General features: G+C 69.2%; 15 protein-coding genes and 1 pseudogene. 9 read left to right on the forward strand and 7 right to left on the reverse strand.

Going from position 1 to position 20,165, the window contains the following annotated elements:
* Positions 1-192: 192 nt before the first annotated feature.
* On the reverse strand, positions 193-1,506 hold the full coding sequence (locus OK17_RS13150; protein ID WP_006868822.1) for an acetyl-CoA C-acetyltransferase: 1,314 nt from the start codon (positions 1,504-1,506) through the stop codon (positions 193-195).
* A gap of 89 nt (positions 1,507-1,595) precedes the next feature.
* On the opposite strand from OK17_RS13150, the gene OK17_RS13155 reads away from it, so the two are divergent.
* Both OK17_RS13155 and OK17_RS13160 read left to right on the forward strand, forming a co-directional pair.
* Positions 1,596-2,960 (forward strand): 3-oxoacyl-ACP reductase, encoded by a 1,365-nt coding sequence (locus OK17_RS13155; protein WP_005196497.1) that lies wholly within the window; start codon positions 1,596-1,598, stop codon positions 2,958-2,960.
* Entirely contained in the window at positions 2,960-3,847 is an 888-nt protein-coding gene (locus OK17_RS13160; protein ID WP_461417703.1) for a MaoC/PaaZ C-terminal domain-containing protein, read from the forward strand. The genes OK17_RS13155 and OK17_RS13160 overlap by 1 nt, the downstream gene beginning before the upstream one ends.
* Before the next feature lie 142 nt (positions 3,848-3,989).
* On the opposite strand, the gene OK17_RS13165 is transcribed toward OK17_RS13160, so the two are convergent.
* Together OK17_RS13165 and OK17_RS13170 are read right to left on the reverse strand one after the other, a co-directional pair.
* Complete coding sequence (locus OK17_RS13165; RefSeq protein ID WP_006868819.1) at positions 3,990-4,592, reverse strand: TetR/AcrR family transcriptional regulator; 603 nt, start codon at positions 4,590-4,592, stop codon at positions 3,990-3,992.
* Between the two features lie 99 nt (positions 4,593-4,691).
* The gene (locus tag OK17_RS13170; protein ID WP_232717077.1) at positions 4,692-5,891 is read right to left on the reverse strand and encodes a glycoside hydrolase family 3 N-terminal domain-containing protein; all 1,200 of its coding nucleotides are present in this window, start codon (positions 5,889-5,891) and stop codon (positions 4,692-4,694) included.
* Between the two features lie 29 nt (positions 5,892-5,920).
* On the opposite strand from OK17_RS13170, the gene OK17_RS13175 reads away from it, so the two are divergent.
* The 3 genes and pseudogenes from OK17_RS13175 to OK17_RS13185 all read left to right on the forward strand — a co-directional run.
* On the forward strand, positions 5,921-6,478 hold the full coding sequence (locus tag OK17_RS13175; protein ID WP_232717076.1) for a universal stress protein: 558 nt from the start codon (positions 5,921-5,923) through the stop codon (positions 6,476-6,478).
* Between the two features lie 184 nt (positions 6,479-6,662).
* A complete protein-coding gene (locus tag OK17_RS13180) occupies positions 6,663-6,863 on the forward strand; it encodes a DUF2613 domain-containing protein (RefSeq protein ID WP_461417704.1) in 201 nt (66 codons plus the stop codon).
* Positions 6,864-6,969: 106 nt separating this feature from the next.
* Positions 6,970-10,251, forward strand: a pseudogene (locus OK17_RS13185) (DUF3367 domain-containing protein); the annotation flags it as partial.
* Between the two features lie 827 nt (positions 10,252-11,078).
* On the opposite strand, the gene OK17_RS13190 reads toward OK17_RS13185, so the two are convergent.
* Complete coding sequence (locus OK17_RS13190; protein WP_232717075.1) at positions 11,079-12,443, reverse strand: acyltransferase family protein; 1,365 nt, start codon at positions 12,441-12,443, stop codon at positions 11,079-11,081.
* A gap of 44 nt (positions 12,444-12,487) precedes the next feature.
* On the opposite strand from OK17_RS13190, the gene OK17_RS13195 reads away from it, so the two are divergent.
* Entirely contained in the window at positions 12,488-13,690 is a 1,203-nt protein-coding gene (locus OK17_RS13195) for a PorA family protein (protein ID WP_232717074.1), read from the forward strand.
* 3 nt (positions 13,691-13,693) lie between these two features.
* On the opposite strand, the gene OK17_RS13200 is transcribed toward OK17_RS13195, so the two are convergent.
* Both OK17_RS13200 and OK17_RS13205 read right to left on the reverse strand, forming a co-directional pair.
* Positions 13,694-14,164, reverse strand: coding sequence for an SRPBCC family protein (locus OK17_RS13200; protein WP_232717073.1), 471 nt, complete (start codon positions 14,162-14,164; stop codon positions 13,694-13,696).
* A 57-nt stretch (positions 14,165-14,221) separates the two neighbouring features.
* The gene (locus OK17_RS13205; protein WP_461417705.1) at positions 14,222-15,412 is read right to left on the reverse strand and encodes a polysaccharide biosynthesis protein; all 1,191 of its coding nucleotides are present in this window, start codon (positions 15,410-15,412) and stop codon (positions 14,222-14,224) included.
* 110 nt (positions 15,413-15,522) lie between these two features.
* On the opposite strand from OK17_RS13205, the gene OK17_RS13210 reads away from it, so the two are divergent.
* Together OK17_RS13210 and OK17_RS13215 are read left to right on the forward strand one after the other, a co-directional pair.
* The gene (locus OK17_RS13210) at positions 15,523-16,458 is read left to right on the forward strand and encodes an HpcH/HpaI aldolase/citrate lyase family protein (RefSeq protein ID WP_232717071.1); all 936 of its coding nucleotides are present in this window, start codon (positions 15,523-15,525) and stop codon (positions 16,456-16,458) included.
* A gap of 15 nt (positions 16,459-16,473) precedes the next feature.
* A complete protein-coding gene (locus OK17_RS13215) occupies positions 16,474-18,189 on the forward strand; it encodes a hypothetical protein (protein WP_461417706.1) in 1,716 nt (571 codons plus the stop codon).
* Here OK17_RS13215 and OK17_RS13220 read toward each other — a convergent pair.
* A complete protein-coding gene (locus tag OK17_RS13220; protein WP_232717069.1) occupies positions 18,155-19,303 on the reverse strand; it encodes a glycosyltransferase family 4 protein in 1,149 nt (382 codons plus the stop codon). The two genes, OK17_RS13215 and OK17_RS13220, sit on opposite strands and share 35 nt — an antisense overlap.
* Before the next feature lie 68 nt (positions 19,304-19,371).
* On the opposite strand from OK17_RS13220, the gene OK17_RS13225 reads away from it, so the two are divergent.
* Positions 19,372-20,133 carry a class I SAM-dependent methyltransferase gene (locus tag OK17_RS13225; RefSeq protein ID WP_461417707.1) on the forward strand — a complete coding sequence of 254 codons (762 nt, stop codon included), beginning with the start codon at positions 19,372-19,374 and terminating at the stop codon, positions 20,131-20,133.
* The last annotated feature ends 32 nt before the right edge of the window (positions 20,134-20,165 follow it).

Below are 20,165 nucleotides of genomic sequence, written 5' to 3' on the forward strand. Positions count from 1 at the left end.
TGACGAAGGACCCCATTTCGAGGTCCAAAAAGAGACGGATCGAGCGATTCGTCGCCCGACCCGTCCCTTTACCGCTCCCTGAGTAGCCCGGAGCCCGCGGAGGGGCGTATCGAAGGGACGCAGCCGTCGCCGAGTCCCTTCGATACGCTCGCAAGCTCGCTACTCAGGGAGCAGGGCGTGCCAGTCGAGGAGTCAGCCCTCGATGATCGCGGTGACGCCCTGTCCGCCGGCGGCGCAGATCGAGATCAGCGCACGACCGCCACCGTTCTCCTTGATCTGCTTCGCCGCCTGCGCGACGATGCGGCCGCCGGTTGCGGCGAACGGGTGACCCGCGGCGAGCGACGAGCCGTTGACGTTGAGCTTGGACCGATCGATGGATCCGAGCGCGGAGTCGAGGCCCAGGCGCTCCTTGCAGTACTCCTCGGACTCCCAAGCCTGCAGGGTCGCGAGGACCACCGACGCGAATGCCTCGTGGATCTCGTAGAAGTCGAAGTCCTGCAGGGTGAGACCGTTGCGGGCCAGCAGGCGCGGCACGGCGTAGGTCGGGGCCATGAGCAGGCCGTCGGGTCCGTTCACGTAGTCGACGGCCGCGGTCTCGCTGTCGACGAAGTACGCGAGCACCGGCAGACCGCGCTCGGCAGCCCACTCGTCGCTGCCGAGCAGCACGGTCGACGCACCGTCGGTGAGCGGGGTCGAGTTGCCGGCGGTCATCGTCGCGTCGCCGAGGGAGACGCCGAAGACGGGCTTGAGCTTGGCGAGCTTCTCCGCGGTCGAGTCGCCGCGCAGGTTCTGGTCGCGGGTCAGGCCCATGAACGGGGTGATCAGGTCGTCGAAGAAACCGTCGTCGTAGGCGGCGGCCATGTTCTGGTGGCTGCGTGCGGCGAGCTCGTCCTGGTCGGCGCGCTTGATGCCGAATTCCTTGGCGGTGATGGCCGCGTGCTCGCCCATCGACATCCCGGTGCGCGGCTCGCCGTTCTGCGGGATCTCGATCCCGAGCTTGGTGAGCAGCTTCGCCGCGCCGAGGATCTGGTCCTTGGTCGACCGGGCACGGTTGACCTCGAGCAACTGGCGACGCAGGCCCTCGCCCACGGCGATCGGGGCATCGGAGGTGGTGTCGACGCCGCCGCCGATCGCGGCGTCGTAGCGGCCACGGGCGATGCCGTCGGCGACGGTCGTGATGGCCTGCAGACCCGTTCCGCACGCCTGCTGGATGTCGAAGGCGGGGGTGTAGGGCGACAGCGCCGAACCCAGCACCGATTCGCGGATGAGATTGAAATCACGGGCGTGCTTGAGCACGGCACCGCCGGCGACCATGCCGAGCTGCTCACCCTGCAGGTTGAAGCGGCTCACCAGGCCGTCGAGCGCGGCGGTGAACATCTCCTGGTTGCTGACCTTGGCATATGCCTTGTCCTGGCGCGCAAACGGAATGCGGTTGCCGCCGAGGATCGCCACCGGGCGCTCGGTGCGGGTCTCGGGCTTCTTCGGGGTGCTGCTGTTGTCTGCCACGTCGATCTCCAGGGTCGTGTGCGGTATCTATAGCGTATTCTTACTCAAGAGTAAGTTCGTTGTCGAACGACAGTCAGAGGAGATCCAACATGGCCGCCAACGGAACAACTGGCCTGTACTCGAGCTTCGTCCATTCCGGCCCGGGCGCTTTCATCGCCAAGCAGGCCGGCCTTCCCGTCCCGCCGCCCCTGCGGCGATACAAGCCGTCGGAGCCGCCGCTGCCTGGTCCGGTGCTGCTCGGGGGCTCGGGACGCCTCGTCGAACCGCTCCGGGAGATGCTCTCGGGCGACGACTATGACCTCATCCAGAACGCCCTGACCGGCCGCAGCGCCGACAAGTACGGCGGCCTGGTCTTCGACGCCACCGGCATCACCTCCCCGGCCGAGCTGCGTCAGTTGTTCGAGTTCTTCCAGCCGGCCATGCGGTCGACCGCGCCGTGCGCGCGCTTCCTGGTCATCGGCACCACGCCGGAGCTGGTGACCGACCCGTCCGAGCGCGTCGCACAGCGTGCTCTCGAGGGCTTCACCCGCTCGCTCGGCAAGGAGCTGCTCAAGGGCTCCACCGTCCAGCTCGTGTACGTCTCGCCCGATGCCAAGACCGGTCTGAGCGGCCTGGAATCGACCGTACGCTTCGTGCTGTCGGCCAAGTCCGCTTTCGTCGACGCACAGGTGATCCGCGTCGGATCTGCCGACGCGACCGCCCCGAAGGACTGGGATCGCCCGCTCGAGGGCAAGGTCGCCGTGGTGACCGGCGCCGCCCGCGGCATCGGCGCGACCATCGCCGAGGTCCTCGCACGCGACGGCGCCCACGTCATCGCGGCCGACGTCCCGCAGGCCGGCGACGCACTGTCGGAGACCGCCAACAAGGTCGGCGGCACCGCGTTCCCGCTGGACGTGACCGCCCCCGACGCCGGTGACAAGCTCGCCGAGCACGCCCTCGAGCGTCACGGCGGCATCGACATCATCGTCAACAACGCCGGCATCACCCGCGACAAGCTGCTCGCCAACATGGACGACGCCCGCTGGGACGCCGTCATCGCGGTGAACCTGATCGCCCCGCAGACCCTCGTCGAGAAGCTGCTGGAGAAGGGCGCGCTCCGTGAGGGCGGCGCGGTCATCGACGTCTCGTCGATCGCCGGTATCGCCGGTAACCGCGGTCAGACCAACTACGGCGCATCGAAGGCCGGTGTCATCGGCCTGGTCGACGCCTACGCACCGATCCTGGGCGAGAAGGGCATCACCATCAACGCCGTCGCCCCGGGCTTCATCGAGACCAAGATGACCGCGGCGATCCCGCTGGCCACCCGTGAGGCCGGCCGCCTGATGAGCTCGCTGCAGCAGGGTGGCCAGACCGTCGACGTCGCCGAGACCGTCGCGTACTTCGCCAACCCGGCGAGCTCCGCCATCACCGGCAACGTGGTCCGCGTCTGCGGCCAGGGATTCCTGGGTGCGTGATGGGTAAGACGATCACTCTTCCCGGCGCCCCCGGCACCGGCGAGCTGTACGGCAAGGCCGTCACCGGGATGCTGCCGGGCATCGGCAAGCCTGCCCGCGTCCCGGCCGACGCACCCCTCCCCGACACGCACTACCGGATCGAGGACGTCCGCGTCGATCCTGCTGCGCTGCAGGCGTATTGCCATGCGACCGGCCAGCGCTTCGGCGCCGCCCTGCCGGTGACATACCCGTTCGTGTTGCAGTTCCCGGTGGTCATGAAGCTGCTGACGTCGGACGAGTTCCCGTTCGGCGCAATCGGTTCGGTTCACATGTCGAACAAGATCGAGCGGAAGCGCCCGATCGAGGTCGGCGAGCCGCTGTCCATCGAGACGCACGCCGAGAACCTGCGCGAACACCGCAAGGGCATCCTCGTCGACGTCATCAGCGAGATCAGCGTCGGCACCGAGCTGGTGACCACGCAGACGGCGACCTTCCTCAAGCAGCAGCGGACCAGCCTGTCCGACGAGCCGCGCGGTCCCGAGCCGAAGTCGAAGACCCCGCCGCCGCCGGATTCGGTTCTGTCCGTGGACCTGGGACGCATCCGCGAGTACGCCGCCGCGTCGGGTGACCGCAACCCGATCCACATGGCGAACCTGACCGCCAAGGCCTTCGGGTTCCCCAAGGCGATCGCCCACGGGATGTGGAGTGCCGCAGCGGCAATCGCGAACGTCGAGGCGCAGCTGCCCGGCGCGGTCACCTACGACGTGAAGTTCGGCAAGCCGATCCTGCTGCCCGCCAAGGTGAACCTCTACACCCGCCGCATCGACGGGGAGGGCAACTTCGACATCGCGATCCGCGACCGTCGCAAGGGATTTCCGCACCTCACCGCCACGACGCGGAAGGGCTGAGGGCTTCGCTCACGATCTCCGTTCCCGCTCACCCCAATCGCGTGAGCGGGAACGGATCGTGTGAGCGTCCCTTCGATACGCTCGCAAGCTCGCTACTCAGGGAGCAAGGGGTGCGCTCGCCACTCAGGGAGCAGGGGCGCGCTCAGATGTCGGTACCGACACCCTTCAGGCCGCGCCAGGCGATGCCGACGAGCATATTGGTGGCCTTCTCGAGGTCGACGTCGCCCTCGGTGATGCGGTCGGCGACGGCCTCGCAGGCGCCGACGATGGCGACTGCGGTGAGTTCGAAGTCGATGTCGCCGGCGGTCTCGACGGTGGTACCGGCCTTGATGAGCTGGGCGACCATCTCGGTCACACGCTGGCGGCTGTCGGAGACGATGCCGGCGAAGCTCGCGGTCCCGATCGCGACGCGGTACAGCACGCGCCAGGACTCGCGGTTCTCGTGGACGAAACGCAGGAACTCGCGGATGACGGTGACGGCCTGCTCGCGCTGGGTGAGGGACGGGTCGAATCCGACGCTCATCGCGTCGATGAAGAGTCCGGACTCGCGGGCGATGCAGGCGCTGAACAGCTCTTCCTTGGAGCCGTAGTACAGGTACAGCATCGGCTTGGAGATCTGCGCCTCGGACGCGATGGCGTCCATCGAGGTCTCACGGAAACCGTTCTGCGCGAACACCTTCACGGCGGCGTCGAGCATCTGCTGCTCACGCACTGCACGTGGCAGGCGCTTGGTTCCGCCCGACATGGCCGCCTCCATCCTCACTGTCGTGTCCGAACGACGATACCCAATCAACTTACCAATCGGTAAGTTTAACGTTCGCTCGGGCCGCCCAGGACAGATTACTCAGCAGTTGATGACGCCCTTGGACCGGAGGATCCGTGTGACCTTCGCGTCGAGGCGAGCGGGTGCGAGGCGTCCGCGCTTCACCGCGGTCTCGAGGTTGTCCAGGACCGACGGGACGCGGTCGGTGGACAGCCACAGGGCGACGTCGCCGCCGGCGAGGATGAACTTCTCCACCGCCTGCTCGATCGGGTAGCGCTGGCTGATCGCCGCCATGCCCGACAGGTCGTCGGAGTAGATCACGCCGTCGAACCGCGGACCGTTGTAGCCCTCACCTGTCCGCAGCATCTGGATGGCCGGCCGGCTGATGGACGCCGGCAGGCCCTCGGTCAGACCGGGCACGATCAGATGGCCGACCATGGCGCCCGCGGTACCCGGGTCGCGCAGCAGATTGCGGAAGGGCACCAGATCGCTGTTCTGCAGTTCGGCGAGCGACGGCACGTTCACCACGCCGAGGTGCGAGTCGCCCGAGCCGTGGCCATGTCCGGGAAAGTGCTTGTACACCGGCGTGATCCCGGCTTCGGCGAGACCGGCTGCATAGGCGGCCGCGTACTCGGTGACCACGGCCGGGTCGTTGCTGAAGGAACGATCACCGATGACCTCGTTGTCGGATTCGTCGCTGACGTCGGCCACCGGCGCGAAGTCGACGGTGATGCCGAGCTTCTTCATCTGACGACCGACGCCGGCGGCGATCTCCTTCACCTGCTCGGGCGTTTTCGTCTGCGCCAGTTCCCGAGGAGACGCGTTGTCGATGCCGAGTGCCGACAACCTCGACACCCGCCCACCCTCGTGATCGACCGTGACCATCAGCGGGATCGACGAGTTCTGCGAGATCCGTGATGCCGCACCGCTCGTCAGGATCGCCTTGTCGGTCCAGCTCCCGACGAAGATCCCGCCGATCTCCTCGTCCTCGACGATCTGCTGCGCGTCATCGGCGCCGGTGACGCCCACGACGATCAGCTGGGCCAGCTTCTGCCGCAGCGTGAGTTTCGCGAGTTGTTCTGTGCCACAAGGATTTGCGACCGGAGTCGTCGTCGCTGCGACGGATGACGGGGAGGCCGAGGGCGAGCCGTACGCGGACGGTGTGGGTGGCGCGGATTCGGGCGTCGACGAGTCACAGGCGACGAGACCGAGACCCAGGGCCGCGACCGTCGCAGTCGTCAGCGCATTCCGAATCCAACGAGGTCGTCGAGTTGAGCCCATGGCTCGAGTCTGGCATGTAACCTGAGCAAATGGACGTGGGGTCCATCTCGGCCGGGTCCGCGACCGCCCCCAGCGGTCGCGGTGGCAACCGCGCCAGACAGACGCTGATGATCGCCTACGACGGCTCTCCGAACGCCGATCGTGCGATCCGTTATGCCGGACACTTCCTACGCGCCGAATCCGCTGTCGTCGTGACCGCCTGGCAACCCGGCGGCATGACCCCCGCCCGGATGTCCACCCTCGCCGGCGGCATGCAGCCGTTCGTCGACACCCAGCTCGACGCCGGGGTCGATCGCGCACTCGAGGACGAGGCGGCGAAGATCAACGAGCGCGGCGTGGCTCTGGCCCGCGAATGTGGACTGTCTGCGAAGGGCACGCTCGTCGAGGTCGAGTCGACGGTGTGGGGCGCGCTCGTCGCAGCCGCCGAGGCGCTCGACGTCGATCTGCTCGTCACCGGAACCCGCGGGGCGTCGGGCCTCAAGGCGTTGCTGCGGTCCAGCGTCGCCGAACGCGTCCTCAAACACTGCCACCGGCCGGTGTTCATCGTCCCGGCCAAATGCGAGGAACAACCGCAGGTGACGCTCTAGTCGGTCGAGGAATCGCAACCTCGCACAAAGGCGCCGGCCCCATCTCACGACGGTCCCGGCAACCAGCGATTCTCCGGCGGCCGCGACGCCACTGCCGCCGGTGTCGACGAATCCCGTGCCCGAACCGCCGGACATGCCCGGGTGACACCGTGGTGAGACACCGCGCGATGGTAGTTTCTTCGCCATGACCAACAACCGCCTTGTGGCCGGCGCCGTCGCCGGAGTGGCCGGCATCCTGGTGGGACTCGGCGCGGTGTTCCTCGGCGGGTTCCTCGCCTCCGAGAACAGCCCGTCGACGGACCTGAACAACATCAGTCCGAACAGCGGATTCGTCCAGGGTTCGGTCGACTACGGATCGCGCGGCGGCGCGGGCGAGACCAACTGACGCCCGCCCCCGACGCTCGGCGTCGGGGCTCTTCTGACGGCAGCAGCAACTGAGTAGTACATCGACCACCGCTCCCACGGGTGTCCTGTCGGCACGTGGGATCGGTGTGGCTGCCGCGATCGCGCTTCTCGTCTGCCTGCTGCAGTCCCCGGGCCGGATCGCCGCCGACACCAAGCTCGACCTGACGGCGAACCCGCTCGGATTTCTTGCGCGTGCGGCACACCTGTGGACCCCGAATGCCCCGATGGGGCAGGTCCAGAACCAGGCATACGGGTACTTCTTCCCGCACGGCGCCTTCTTCGCCCTCGGTGATCTGCTGTCGATCCCGCCGTGGATCGTCCAGCGGTTGTGGTGGGCGCTGCTCCTCACCGTCGGCTTCGTCGGCATCGTGCGTGTCGCGGAGGCACTGCGACTGGGCTCGCCGGCCTCCCGGATCATCGCGGGCGTCGTCTTCGTCCTGAGCCCGCGCGTCCTCACAACCCTTGGCTCGATCTCGTCGGAGACGCTGCCGATGATGCTGGCGCCGTGGGTCCTTCTGCCCGTCATCCGGGCGCTCGACGCCCCCGCCTCCGATGGCCGACCGCTCTGGCGGGAGGCCGCCCGATCCGCAGCCGCCGTCGCCCTGATGGGTGCGGTCAACGCGGTGGCGACCGCCGCCGCCCTCGGCGTCGCGGCCGTGTGGTGGCTGTTGCATAGGCCCCGAGACCACCGCTGGTGGCGATTCGGTGCCTGGACCGCGCTGGGACTGCTCCTGGCGTGCGCGTGGTGGATCGTTCCACTGCTCATCCTGTCCCGCGTCAGCCCACCCTTCCTGGACTACATCGAGTCCGCCCGCGTCACGACGCAGTGGACGTCGCTGACCGAGGTCCTGCGCGGCGCGAGTTCGTGGACGCCGTTCGTCTCCACCGAACGCGTCGCCGGCGCAGTCCTCGTCACCCAGCCGGCCGCGGTGCTGGCCACCGGCACGATCGCTGCTGCAGGTCTCGCCGGCCTGTGCATGCGCCACATGCCGTTCCGCGGTCGCCTCGTGACGATCCTGGGCGTCGGCCTGGTGATCATGTGTGTCGGCTTCGACGGGGGTCTGGGGTCGCCGATCGCCGAGCAGATCCGGGTGTTCCTCGACGGCTCCGGTGCGCCGCTGCGCAACATCCACAAGTTCGAGCCGTTCATCCGCATCCCGCTGGTGCTCGGTGTCGCACACCTGCTGGCCCGGGTCCCGTTACCCGGCACCGTCTCCGTCCGGGAGACGCTCTCGGCCTTCGCACACCCCCAGCGGTCCCGGCCGGTGGCCGCGGCCATCGTGCTGCTGGTGGCCGTCATCGGTGCGGGGTCGCTCATCTGGACCGGCCAGCTCGCTCCCGCCGGCACCTACACCGCGATCCCCGATCACTGGAAGCAGACCGCGGACTGGTTGTCCGAACACAGCACCGGCCCCGACGACTCGCCGCCCGCCCGCACCCTCGTCGTCCCCGGAGCGCCGTTCGCCGATCAGCTGTGGGGTCTCACGCGGGACGAACCCCTGCAACCGCTCGCCGACGCCCCGTGGGCCGTGCGCGACGCCATCCCGCTGACCCCGCCCGGAGCGATCCGTGCGCTCGATTCCGTGCAACGCGAGATCGCCGCCGGTCGTGGATCACCCGGCCTGGCCGAGACCCTCGCCCAGCAGGGCGTGGGCTTCGTGGTGTTACGCGCCGATCTCACTCCCGAGACGTCCCGATCGGCGCGGCCGCTCCTCGCACAGCAGGCGCTCGACACCTCGCCCGGGCTGACGCGGGTCGCGCAGTTCGGCCCCCAGGTCGGACCGCCGAGCGTCCGGGGTGTGAAGCGCGACAACGGTTTGCGACCCACCATGCCCGCCGTCCAGATCTATGCGGTCGAGGCCGACGGGTTCGACGGCACCGGACCCCTACTCGTCGACGAGGAGGACATCCCGCGCGTGGCCGGCGGTCCCGAGGCCATCGCCGCACTCGCCGAAGTGCGTGCACGGCAGGGCCTTCCGCCTCTCGGACCGGTTCTGCTCGACGCCGATGCCCGACGCGCCGGGGTCGCCGACGGCCCTCTCATCGTCACCGACACCCCGAACGACCGCGAAACCGACTTCGGACGGGTCGACGACCACAGCTCCGCCATCAGGTCGGCCGACGACCCCCGGCGAACGCATAACGCGGCCGCCGACTACCCGGTCGACGATCAGCCGCTCGTCCGCGGGGAATGGTTGCTGGACAACCGGAGTGGCGAGATCGAGGTGACGACGTCGGGCTCGGCGTCGGACGCGGTGCAACCGGGACAGACCTCCCCCGCCAACTCTCCCGCGGCGGCCTTCGACGGCAACCCGCAGACCGCCTGGGTGAGTGGCGGGCTCGAAGGGGCCGTCGGCCGGTGGATGCGGATCGGTTTCACCACACCCCAGACGGATCTCGCACTGTCGCTGACCACCGCGAAGGCCCTCGGCTCGGACGTGACCAGCGTGCTGATCACCACCGAGGCCGGCAGCACCGTGGCATCGGGACTCCGACCGGGTGAGCCGACGACGGTGACCGCACCGAGCGGCCCGACCCGCTGGATCCAGATCCGCGCCCTGCGCACCGAGAACGGCACCGCCGGAAACCAGTTCGCCCTGGGTGAGGTGGAGGTGTCGAACCTGCGGACCTCCACGCCTCTGCAGATCAGGCATCGCGTCGTGCTGCCCGAAGTCGAGGCGGGCACCACGGTCGATCAGTGGCTGCTGTACTCCGAACTCAACGGCCGGGCCTGGTGCGTCGCCGATCCCGCCCGCGAGAAGACCCGCTGCGCACCGGGACTCGGCCTGTCACCGGAGACGTCGTCGGTGTTCAGCCGTGCCCTGTCGGTCCCCGAGGACACCACGGTCACCCCGTCGGTGGTCCTGCGGCCACGCCCCGGCGACGCACTCGACCGACTGCTCGCCACACCGGGCGGCGTGACGGCCACCGGTCCGCGACCGGTCACCGATCCCCGCGGGGGTCCGGCCGCCGCCGTCGACGGCGACCCCGGCACCGCATGGACCGCGCCGCAGATCCCCGAGAAGGAGAAGTCAAAGGATCGCGAAGACGACGACGAGGGGTCTGCCGACGATGCGACGCCGACGCTGGTCCTCCGCCTACCTGCCGAGCAACGCGTCGAATCGCTGAAACTCGTTGCGCCGGGCGACTACCCGGCCACCCCGACCGAGGTCGCCGTCGATCTCGGCACCGGCGAACAGATCCGCGAGGTCGGCAAGGACGGCATCCTGCGCCTCGACCCTGCGATCACCGACCGCATCGAGATCACCATCCGCGCCCAGGGCGACCTGATCGACGTCAACAGTCTCGGCTTCGCCACTCCTGCACCGCCGGGCATCGCCGAGGTCGAGGTCATCCCGGCGCCACGCGCGCCGGTCGACGGTGACCGGATCGTCGAGATCGAGTGCAGCGATGGCCTCGGCATCACCGCCGCCGGCCAGGTGATCGGCATCTCCGCGCGGACCACCACGGCCGCACTGCGTTCGGGGGAACCGGTGGTCGCCCGGGCCTGCGCGCCCGGCGAACTGCGACTGCCCGCCGGACAGCAGGAGGTATCCGTCAACCCCGGTCAGGCGTTCACCGTCGACGCGGTGTCGCTGACGGTCGGAGCACCCGTGGAGGGCGCTGCGACGACCACACCGGACGTTCCCGAATGGACCGCGGCGAGTCGTGCGGTTCAGATCGATCCCGGACCCGAACGCCTACTCGTGGTCCCCGAGTCCACCAACCCGGGCTGGATCGCGCGGCTCGACGGCCGGGAGCTGTCGCCGGTGATCGTGAACGGCTGGCAGCAGGGCTGGATCGTGCCCGCCGGGGCGTCGGGGACGGTCGAGCTCACCTACCGGTTCGACTCGCTGTACCGCTGGTCGCTCGTCATCGGACTCGTACTGATGGCCCTGCTCCTCGTCGCGGCATGGTGGCCGTCGTCGCGGCGGGAGGCCATCACCGAGCGGCGGGCCGTGACCACCGGACGGTTCACCCTGATGGCCGCCGGTCTGGGGATTCTCGGTGCATCGTGGCTGCTGTCGGGATGGTGGGGTCTGGCCATCGGGATCGCGGTCGGGATGGTCGCCGCGGCGATCCCGCCGAAGGCGGGGGTGACAACGACTTTCGCGACGATGATGCTCGCCACCGTCGGCCTCACCGCCGGCCCATGGCACGCCTCCGACGGCTACCACGGCTGGGAGTGGTGGGTTCAGTTGCCGGCGCTGGTCGCCGTGCTGATGACCGGTTGGCTGGTGTTCTGGTCGACGGGAGAGTCCGAGGGCCCAACCGAATCAGCAACCACCCGCTTCCGGCGTCGTGTCTCGCGGCTACGCAACCAGTTTCGTGCCGGTTCCTCGATGAACGCGTAGGACGCCGCCGCGATCCCGACCGAGAGTCCCAGTGTGATCACCAGGACCAGGAGGGTGTTGCCGTTGAACGGCACGATGCCGAACAACGGGAAGACGACTGCGAGGACCGCGACGTGCCAGATGAAGATGCCGTAGGACCATCGTCCCAGCGCGAGCATCACGCGTGAGGTGAGGAAGCGGAACGGGCCCGGGTTGCAGACGAGCGGTGCGAGCAGCGCGTAGCCGCACAGTGCACCGAGGACCATCTTGGTGACGAACTCGATGTTGGTGACGTCACCGAGTCCGGTCGGGCCGGCGAGTCGGGTGCACGCCAGCCCGTAGGCGGCAACGAGGACCGCGAGCATCAGCCACCGGTTCGCGCTGAGCCGGATCGCCAGGTTCATCCACCGCCCGCGGGGCGCGCCTGCGGTGTCGAGCACGCCCGCGACCTCGGCGAGGATCAGGCCGGCGACGAACCACGGCAGGTGACCGAACACCCAGTTCTTGGTCTCCACACCATCGGTGACGGGCAGCGAGGTGCCCACCCAGGCCCAGCCGAGGCTGAGGGCGCCGAGCACCAGGAGCACCGGAATGCGGGCAACCGCCCGTCGGCCCCGCAACCGCACCAGGGCGAGTCCGATGAGCGGGAGCAGCGCGTAGAAGGCGATCTCGACCGACAGGCTCCACATCTGGGTGAGTCCCGCGGTCAACGTCAGGGGCACGAAGACCTGGGTCAGGGTGAGGTTGGCGAGCCAGACGTCGAAGTCGGCGCCCTGGGCCTCCGGCAGGAGGAGCAGCACCAGCACGACGACCACCACGTACGCCGGCCAGATGCGGACGACGCGGTGCTTGAGATAGCGCGGGATCGACGGATGCCCGGCATCTCGATGCGCGGCGTCGACCCACGGTCGCCACAGCAGGAACCCGGAGAGGCCGAAGAACAGCGCGACGGCGAGGTCGAGGCGACCGAGCACCGGGCCGAGGACCGCGATCTCGACGGCCCGCGTCTGGAAGGCCACGTGCGTGATCAGGACACCGATCGCGGCCAGGGCACGCATGCCCTCGAGTTGCGGGTAGAAGCGTCGCGAGGTGACGGCCGCGTCGGAGTGCGACGCCCCGGAGCGGGCATCGGGGTCCGAAGCGGCGACGGCGGCGGCGTTCGATGCGGCGACAGAGTCGGTGTTCGATGCGGCGACAGAGTCGCGGGCGGAGTCGGTGCTGGTCATGCTGGTGACAGGGTAGCCCGGTGGCATCCACTACCCTCGCCACCATGTCTTCGGAGCCGTCCCCGGTGCCCTCCCCCGCGGAGGAACAGTCCGCACCTCACCGCTGGTCGACCGCGGACCTGGCCGGACCGACGCTCATCTTCATCGGCAGCTTCCTCATCGCGGTGACCATCGCCCTGCCGACGCTGCTCGTCGGCAGCTTCCGCGAGATCCCGCTGAGCACCGACTTCACCACGGTCGCCACCGCCGAGGACGCGACGATCCTCGACCGCTGCTCGCTGGCCACGCCCGCGGCGCGGACGCTCGACGCCGATCTGGTCCGTCAGCAGCGGGTCGTCGCGGTGCAGCCGTCCGACGAACACCGCGTGACGCTGCAGGCCGGCACCTCAGTTCAGGCCGAGACGTTGCGCATCGAGGACCGCGCAGTGGAGCCGGAGGACCCACGACCGGGCAGTGACGCCGACGCCGATTCCCCGGGCGCCTGCAACGACGCCACGATCGACGCGGTCAAGGACCGGGTGACGCTCGACCGGGAGACCGCCGAACCACAGCTCTCGGCGCGCGGGGCGTCGGAGATCCAGTACGACAGCAACGAGGCGCCGGTCCTGGTGCCCGACCGACGCGGTTTCACCTACCTGCTGCCCTTCGACACCAGCCTCACCGACCACGAGTTCTTCGACGTCGTCACCCGGACGACCGTGCCCCTGAAATACGACGGTGACACCGAGGTCGTCGGCAAGGACGTCGCCCGCTTCCGCGCCGAGGTCCCCGAGACCGACCTCGCCCGGGCCGCGTTCGGCAGGCCGGTCGGCACCGACGTCGTCATCACCCGGCCGGCGTCGTGGTTCGGCATCGACGGCCCGCGTCGCGACCTGATTGCCACTCTGCGACACCGTAGTTCGTGGGACCTCGCCGTCGAGCCGCGGACGGGCACGATCGTCGACGCGAAGATCAGCGTCGAGGAGTTCTACGCCTTCCCCGACGGCACTCCCGGTGTGCCCGCGGACTTCCGACTGCCGCACTTGCAGGCGACCTTCGCCTACGACGAGACGACGCAGTCCCAGATGTCGCGTCTGGCTTCGGATCTCGCGACGCCGATCACGATCTGGGGCCGCATCGTGCCGATCGCGACCGGCATCCTCGGGGTCGCCGCATTGGTCGTCGGGGCCCTTCTGATCAATCCGGCGTGGTTGCCCGCGAGGCTCCGGCGCTCCGGCGGCGAGACCACCGCCGGAGCCGACGGATAGAACTCAGGAAGCAGCCTGGGCCGCGAGCCGTCCGAGGGTGTCCTCGAGCTGGGCCTCGGTCACGAGCGGGAACTTCACCTGCTCGAGGAGCTTCTTGTCGGTGACCTTCGACCAGTCGTAGGTGTGGCGGACCAACGTCTCGTTGGGTCCCTGGGATTCCAGCTCCCACAGCCACTCCCACCCGGGAGGCTCGGTGCCCGCGGGAGTCGACTTCCACGCCAGCAACTTGTCCTTGGCGTAACCGGTGACGTGGTTGTCGGTCTTGTACTCGCCGCCCATGTGGTCGCCTTCCATGTTCATCGTGAACACTTCACCGACTTTCTGGATGCGGTCGGCGTGGTCGACGCCGCGGATGAACCCCGAGCCGTCGATGGCCTGATGCCTCTCGGGATTGGAGAGGACGTCGAAGACCGCGTCGACGGGCGCCTCGATGACTCGTTGGACAGTGACCTTGGTGACTCCGTTGTCGCTCATCTGTCCACCCTGCCGAAACATCCGGAGCTCGGCAACGTTCCTGCTGAGGCCCGATGGTCAGCGGGTCAGCGCCCATGTGGCGGCGGCCGCGATCGTCACCGCGACCGCCGCGGTGGCCGCCACCCCGACCACCGACCCGGCGACGGTGAGGATGACCACCACCTCGATCGCCACGACGATCCAGGTCACGAAGGCGACCCGGGTGCGGTCGCGGGCGATGGCCGACAACAGCACCACCTGGAGCACGGCCAGCGCCGCGCCGATGTAGGCGAAGAGCCACAGGAGCGGGACCAGCTCGTCGTAGCCGTCGCCGAAGACGATCGGCACCAGCGGTCCCGCGACCCCGGCGCCGAGAGTCAGGACCACGCCGACGCCGGCGACCACCGCCACCGCCTGCCGCAGCGAGACACGAGACCGGGCGGGGTCTGCGAGGCGCGGATAGAAGACCACGCCGATGGCCTGCGGCAGCCAGAACGCGACCTTGGTGGCGATCGCACCGAGCGCGTACACGCCGACCGACTCGGCGTCGAGAACCCGTGGCGAGAGCAGGAGATCCACCGACGACGCCACGATCAGCACCAACTGCACCTGCGATGCGCGGACGACGCTGAGGACCCCGACCGTGCCCGCATCCGAGACGCGCTCCCCGACCTTCCCGACAACCGCCCAGACCACGACCGCCGACACCGCGGCACCGATGGTCCCGGCCAGCAGCCCACCCGCCGGACCGGCGCCCAGCACGAAGGCACCGACGATCGGCATCGAACGCAGGACCCCGACCGCGGCCAACACCCACGACAACGTCCGGAACTCGCCGCGCCCCTGCAGGATGCCCTGACCTGCGGCGATCAGAGCCAGCAGCGGGGCCGCACCGAGAGCGGCCAGCGTCGTCATCACACCCGTACGCATCAGCAACGCGACCAGCGGCGTCGCGACGGCGACCAGAACCACCACGTACAGCGTCGTCTGGATGCCCACCCGGCGGAGTCGCCGCTCGTCGCGCCCCAGGACGACCTCGCGGGCGACGACGTTCTGCAGCGCCAGTGCGGGCACACCCAGCACCAGCATCGCCGACAACAGGACCGCGAACTCGCCGTATTCACTGACATCCAGATACCGCGCGCTCGCCGCGAGATGGACCACGTACATGCAGATGTTCGCGACCATCGATCCGACGGCGACCGATCCGACGGCGCCGACGGTTCCCGACGAGGCCTGTTGCCGCCGGGTCGGACGGGTCTGCTGCATGGCACAAGTGTGCCGAGTTGGCACCGACTCCCGCGCGCAGGGTGCTTTGCACCGGTCATCGGCCATAGGCAACGATGGGTAGGCTGCAGATTCACGGACGAGAGATATCGATGTACGACGACAACACGACCTACGACGCCGAATCGACCGATGTCGGTTCGCGTATCGATCCGGTGCTGGCCCGAAGCTGGCTCCTGGTCAACGGCGCCCACTACGCGAAGTTCGAGCCGGCGGCTCGCTCGCGCGCCGACATCGTCGTGCTCGACATCGAAGATGCCGTGGCTCCCAAGGACAAGGTCGAGGCGCGGAACAACGTCGTGCGCTGGATCGGCCCCAAGGACGGTTCTGGTCCGGGCGCCGGTGAATGGGTCCGTATCAACGGCTTCGGCACCCCGTGGTGGGCCGATGATCTGGAGGCACTCGCGCAGACCGCGATCGGTGGCGTGATGCTGGCGATGGTGGAGTCCGTCGACCACGTGACCGAGACTGCCAAGCGCCTACCGGGTCTCCCGATCGTCGCGCTCGTCGAGACCGCCCGCGGACTCGAGCGGATCAGCGAGATCGCCTCCGCCAAGGGCACCTTCCGCCTCGCCTTCGGTATCGGCGACTTCCGCCGGGACACCGGCTTCGGCGACAACCCACAGACCCTCGCCTACGCCCGGTCGCGATTCACCATCGCCGCCAAAGCCGCGCACCTCCCCAGTGCCATCGACGGTCCGACCGTCGGCTCGAGCGCCCTCAAACTGAGCGAGGCCACTGCGGTGAGTGCGGAGTTCGGCATGACCGGCAAGATCTGCCTGACCCCCGCGCAGTGCGCCCCGGTCAACGAGGGCCTGTCGCCGTCCCAGGACGAGATCACCTGGGCGCGGGAGTTCTTCGCCGAGTTCGAGCGGGACGGCGGAGAGATCCGCAACGGTTCGGACCTCCCCCGCATCGCACGCGCCACCAAGATCCTCGACCTCGCGCGCGCCTACGGCATCACCGAGTCGGAGTTCGACGACGACCCGGTGCACGCACCCGCGCCGTCGGACACCCACCACTTCTGATCCGCACGGGCCGCGGTGTTCTCCGGACGGTTGCTCCCGACGCTCTACCTGGTGAGTATCGTTGCGGCCGTGGCCGTCCTGGCTCCGCTGCTCCCCGGACTGATCGGCGTCGGACCCGGCTACCTGTTGTATCGGGACGCGGTGTCGACGCCGAGTACCCACGTCACCGACACCACGCTGGGCATCGGTGACCTGCCGCCGCGTGCGGTGCCGCAGGACTGGTTCGTCGCGATGACATCGACGGTGGTCGACGGTGGCGTGGTGGTCACCGCGATCCTGCTGGCCGCGGTGCTTTTCGCCGGGGTCGGTTTCGGCCGGCTGGCGTTCCGGCTCGTCCCCGGCGCCGGACGTGCCGGCGCGGTCGCCGCAGCTCTCGTGGCGATCTGGAATCCCTATGTCGCCGAACGTCTCCTGCAGGGGCACTGGAGTCTACTGGTCGGATACGCCGCGCTGGGCTGGATTCTCGTTGCGGCGGCGGAGCTTCGGGACCAGCGCGACGCGGCGCGGTTCCTCCGTCTCGGCGGACTGTTGGCGGCCGCCGGACTGACGCCGACGGGTTCGGTACTCGCCGGGGTCGTGCTGGTCGTGGGGCTCAGCTGCCGTCCGGTCGGACTGCGCCCAGCGTTCGTGGCCGCCGGCCTGTGGGTTCTGAGCGCGCTGCCGTGGGTCGTGACGGCCGTGATCAGCGACGCCACCACGACGTCCGCCGCCGCCGGCGTCGATGCGTTCGGCCTCCGGTCGGAGCCGGGCCTGGGGCCGGTGGGAACGGTTCTGTCCCTGGGCGGCATCTGGAACGCCGATGCGGTTCCCACCAGCCGCACCATCTGGTGGGCGGCGATCGCGACGCTGTGCCTGCTGCTCGTGATCGCGGCGGGTGTCGTCTACCTCTTCCGTCGTCGGACGACCCTCGATCCGCTTGTCCGTGGGATCGGCGCGTTGGCCCTCGTCGTCGTGATCCTGTTGACCCTCAGCACTTTCGGTCCGGGAGAGTGGTTGCTGGAGGTCGGGGTCGAACACGTCCCCGGCGCCGGCCTGCTCCGCGACACCCAGAAGTTCTCGGCGCTGCTCGTCCCCGGGGTCGCACTGGCCGTGGCCGGCGCGGTCGCGGCGGCCTGTAGGCGGGTGCCGTCGGGCTTCGCGTTCGTCGGGGTCGTGTTGCTCGTCGTGGCGCCGCTGCCCGATCTCGCCTGGGGTGCGGGCGGTTCGGTGCGGCCGGTGGCCTACCCCGACGACTGGGCGGCGGTGGCGGAGATCGTGCCCGGCGATCAGGGATCGGTCGCCCTGTGGCCTGCGGACACCGTGCGGCACTACCGTTTCGCGGACGGCGTCTCACTCGATCCCGCGGCGCGGATGCTGCGGGCCCCGGTGATCGAGTCGGGTGCACTGACCGTCGACGGCGAGGTCGTCGATCCGCCGAGCGAGCACGCTGCGGCCGTGGCGTCGGCGCTCGAGGCCGGCGGCGCCCCCGATGAACTCGCGGCGCTCGGCGTGGGTTGGGTTCTCGTCGAGAACGATTCCCCACCCGCCCGGCTCGCGGCGGATGCGCGCCTCGTCCACGACGGGGACGATCTGCGGCTGTACCGGGTCGACGATCCGGCCGATCATGGTTCGGGGGCCGTTGATCGGGCTCTGGCGATCGCCGCGCACCTCCTGTGGGCAACGATGCTGCTCGCCGGCGTCGCGGGGGCGGTCGTCGTCAGCGCGCGAGAACGGCGTCGAACGTCTCGATGAACCCGTCGCAGGTGGCGGCCCAGGAGTAGCGGCCCGCGCGGACCCGCGCGTTGTCCCCGAGTCGCTGGGCCTCGTCCGGGTTGTCGATGAGTTTCCTTGTGGCGCTGACTAATTCATCGACCCCGTCGACGAGGAGACCGGTGTTGCCGTCGTCGATGGAGTCGGTGAGACCGACCGAGCTGCGGTAGCCGATGGTCGGGACCCCGTGCTGCGCGGCTTCGACGACTGCCAGACCCCACCCCTCTTTGCGGGAGGGCATGAGGTGGACCTGGGCCCGCGAGAGCAGCTCGTGCTTGCGCTCCTCGCTGACATGGCCGTGGAAGGTGACCGCGTCGTCGACCTCGAGTTCGGTTGCCGCCGAGCGCAGTTCGTCGGACCACCAACCGCCGCCGATGACGTCGAGTTCGACGTCGATGCCGGAACGCCGCAATTGCGCCAGGACCGTCAGCGCGTCCTCCACCTGCTTGTGCGGCACCAGGCGCGACAGGACGCACAAACGCACCGCCTCGGTACCGGTGCCGGAGGACTGCGCGGCGAGAACCGCCTCCGCGGGTACGGGGTCGATGCCGTTGCGCACGACGGAGATCCGATCCGCATCGACGCCGAGCGCCACGAGTTCGGTCTTCGACGGCGTGGACACCGTGACGTAGCGGTTCCGGCGATGAATCCTCGGCGAGAGCCGCGACTCGATGAACCAGCCGACGTGCCCGAGCAACCGACCGGCGACCGGCCACTGCTCGCGGTGACAGTGATGGACCAGCACCACGGTCGGCGCCGAGGCGACGGCGGTCGCGAAGAACGGCACCCCGTTCTGGGTGTCGACGACGACCTCCGGACGGCAGTCCCGGAGCGGCCCGAGGCCGAGACGACCGGCCAGGATCGTCGTCAGCATGCGCGGATACACGGTGATCCGCCCGCCGGCGCGCACAAACCGCATGCCGTCGCGGTACTCCTCCCCGGCGGCGCCCGGATATGCGGAGGTCAGAAAGGTCACGCGTGCGCCGCGTCGGGCCAGTTCTGCGCCGACGCGTTCCAGATAGGTCTCACTGCCACCACCCTGAGGGTGGCGGGTATCCCGCCAGCACAGCAGCAGGACGTCGGAAGGTACGCGCATCGCACGACAGCCTACCGCCGAGTAGCTGATGATCTGCCGAGACTCCGGTCGATTAGAGTTTCCCGACGATGACGACCACGACTTCCGGCCGCGACCGTATGGCCCGGCTGGCCACCCTGCGGCGCGCGGCCGGGCTGCTGAACGACTTCCGGTACGAGCAGTCCGATCCCGCCCGCTTCTACGGCGCACTGGCGACCGACACCGCAGAGATGGTTGAGGCGTTCGTCCCCGACCTCGACGGCGGCGTGATCCTCGACGTCGGCGGCGGTCCCGGCTACTTCGCCGACGCCTTCCGCGCACGGGGTGCGCACTACATGTCGGTCGAACCGGACCCGACGGAGATGCATGCCGGTGGTCTCGAACACCGCGGGTCGGTCCGCGGGTCGGGCCAGAACCTGCCCTTCGCCGACGACTGCATCGACGTGACGTTGTCGTCGAACGTCGTCGAACACACGTCGACGCCGTGGGAGATGGCCGACGACATGCTGCGCGTGACCCGCCCGGGCGGCGTCGTCATCATCAGCTACACGCTCTGGTGGGGTCCGTTCGGCGGCCACGAGATGGGCCTCACCCACTACCTCGGCGGTCACCGCGCGGCGCGTCTCTACACGCGTCGCCACGGCCATCCGCCCAAGAACCTCTTCGGGACGTCGCTGTTCGCCGTCCACGCGACCGACGGCCTGCGCTGGGCGGAATCGGTGACTGAACGGGCCGAGCTCCTGGCCGCGTTCCCCCGCTACATCCCGCGCTGGATGTGGTGGGTCATGCGCGTCCCCGGCCTCCGCGAGGTGCTGGGCACCAACCTCGTGCTGGTGCTGCGCAAACGGTAGGCCCTGGTTTCGATACGGCTCGTCGCAAGCTC

It is taken from the genome of Gordonia sp. GN26, assembly GCF_054823965.1.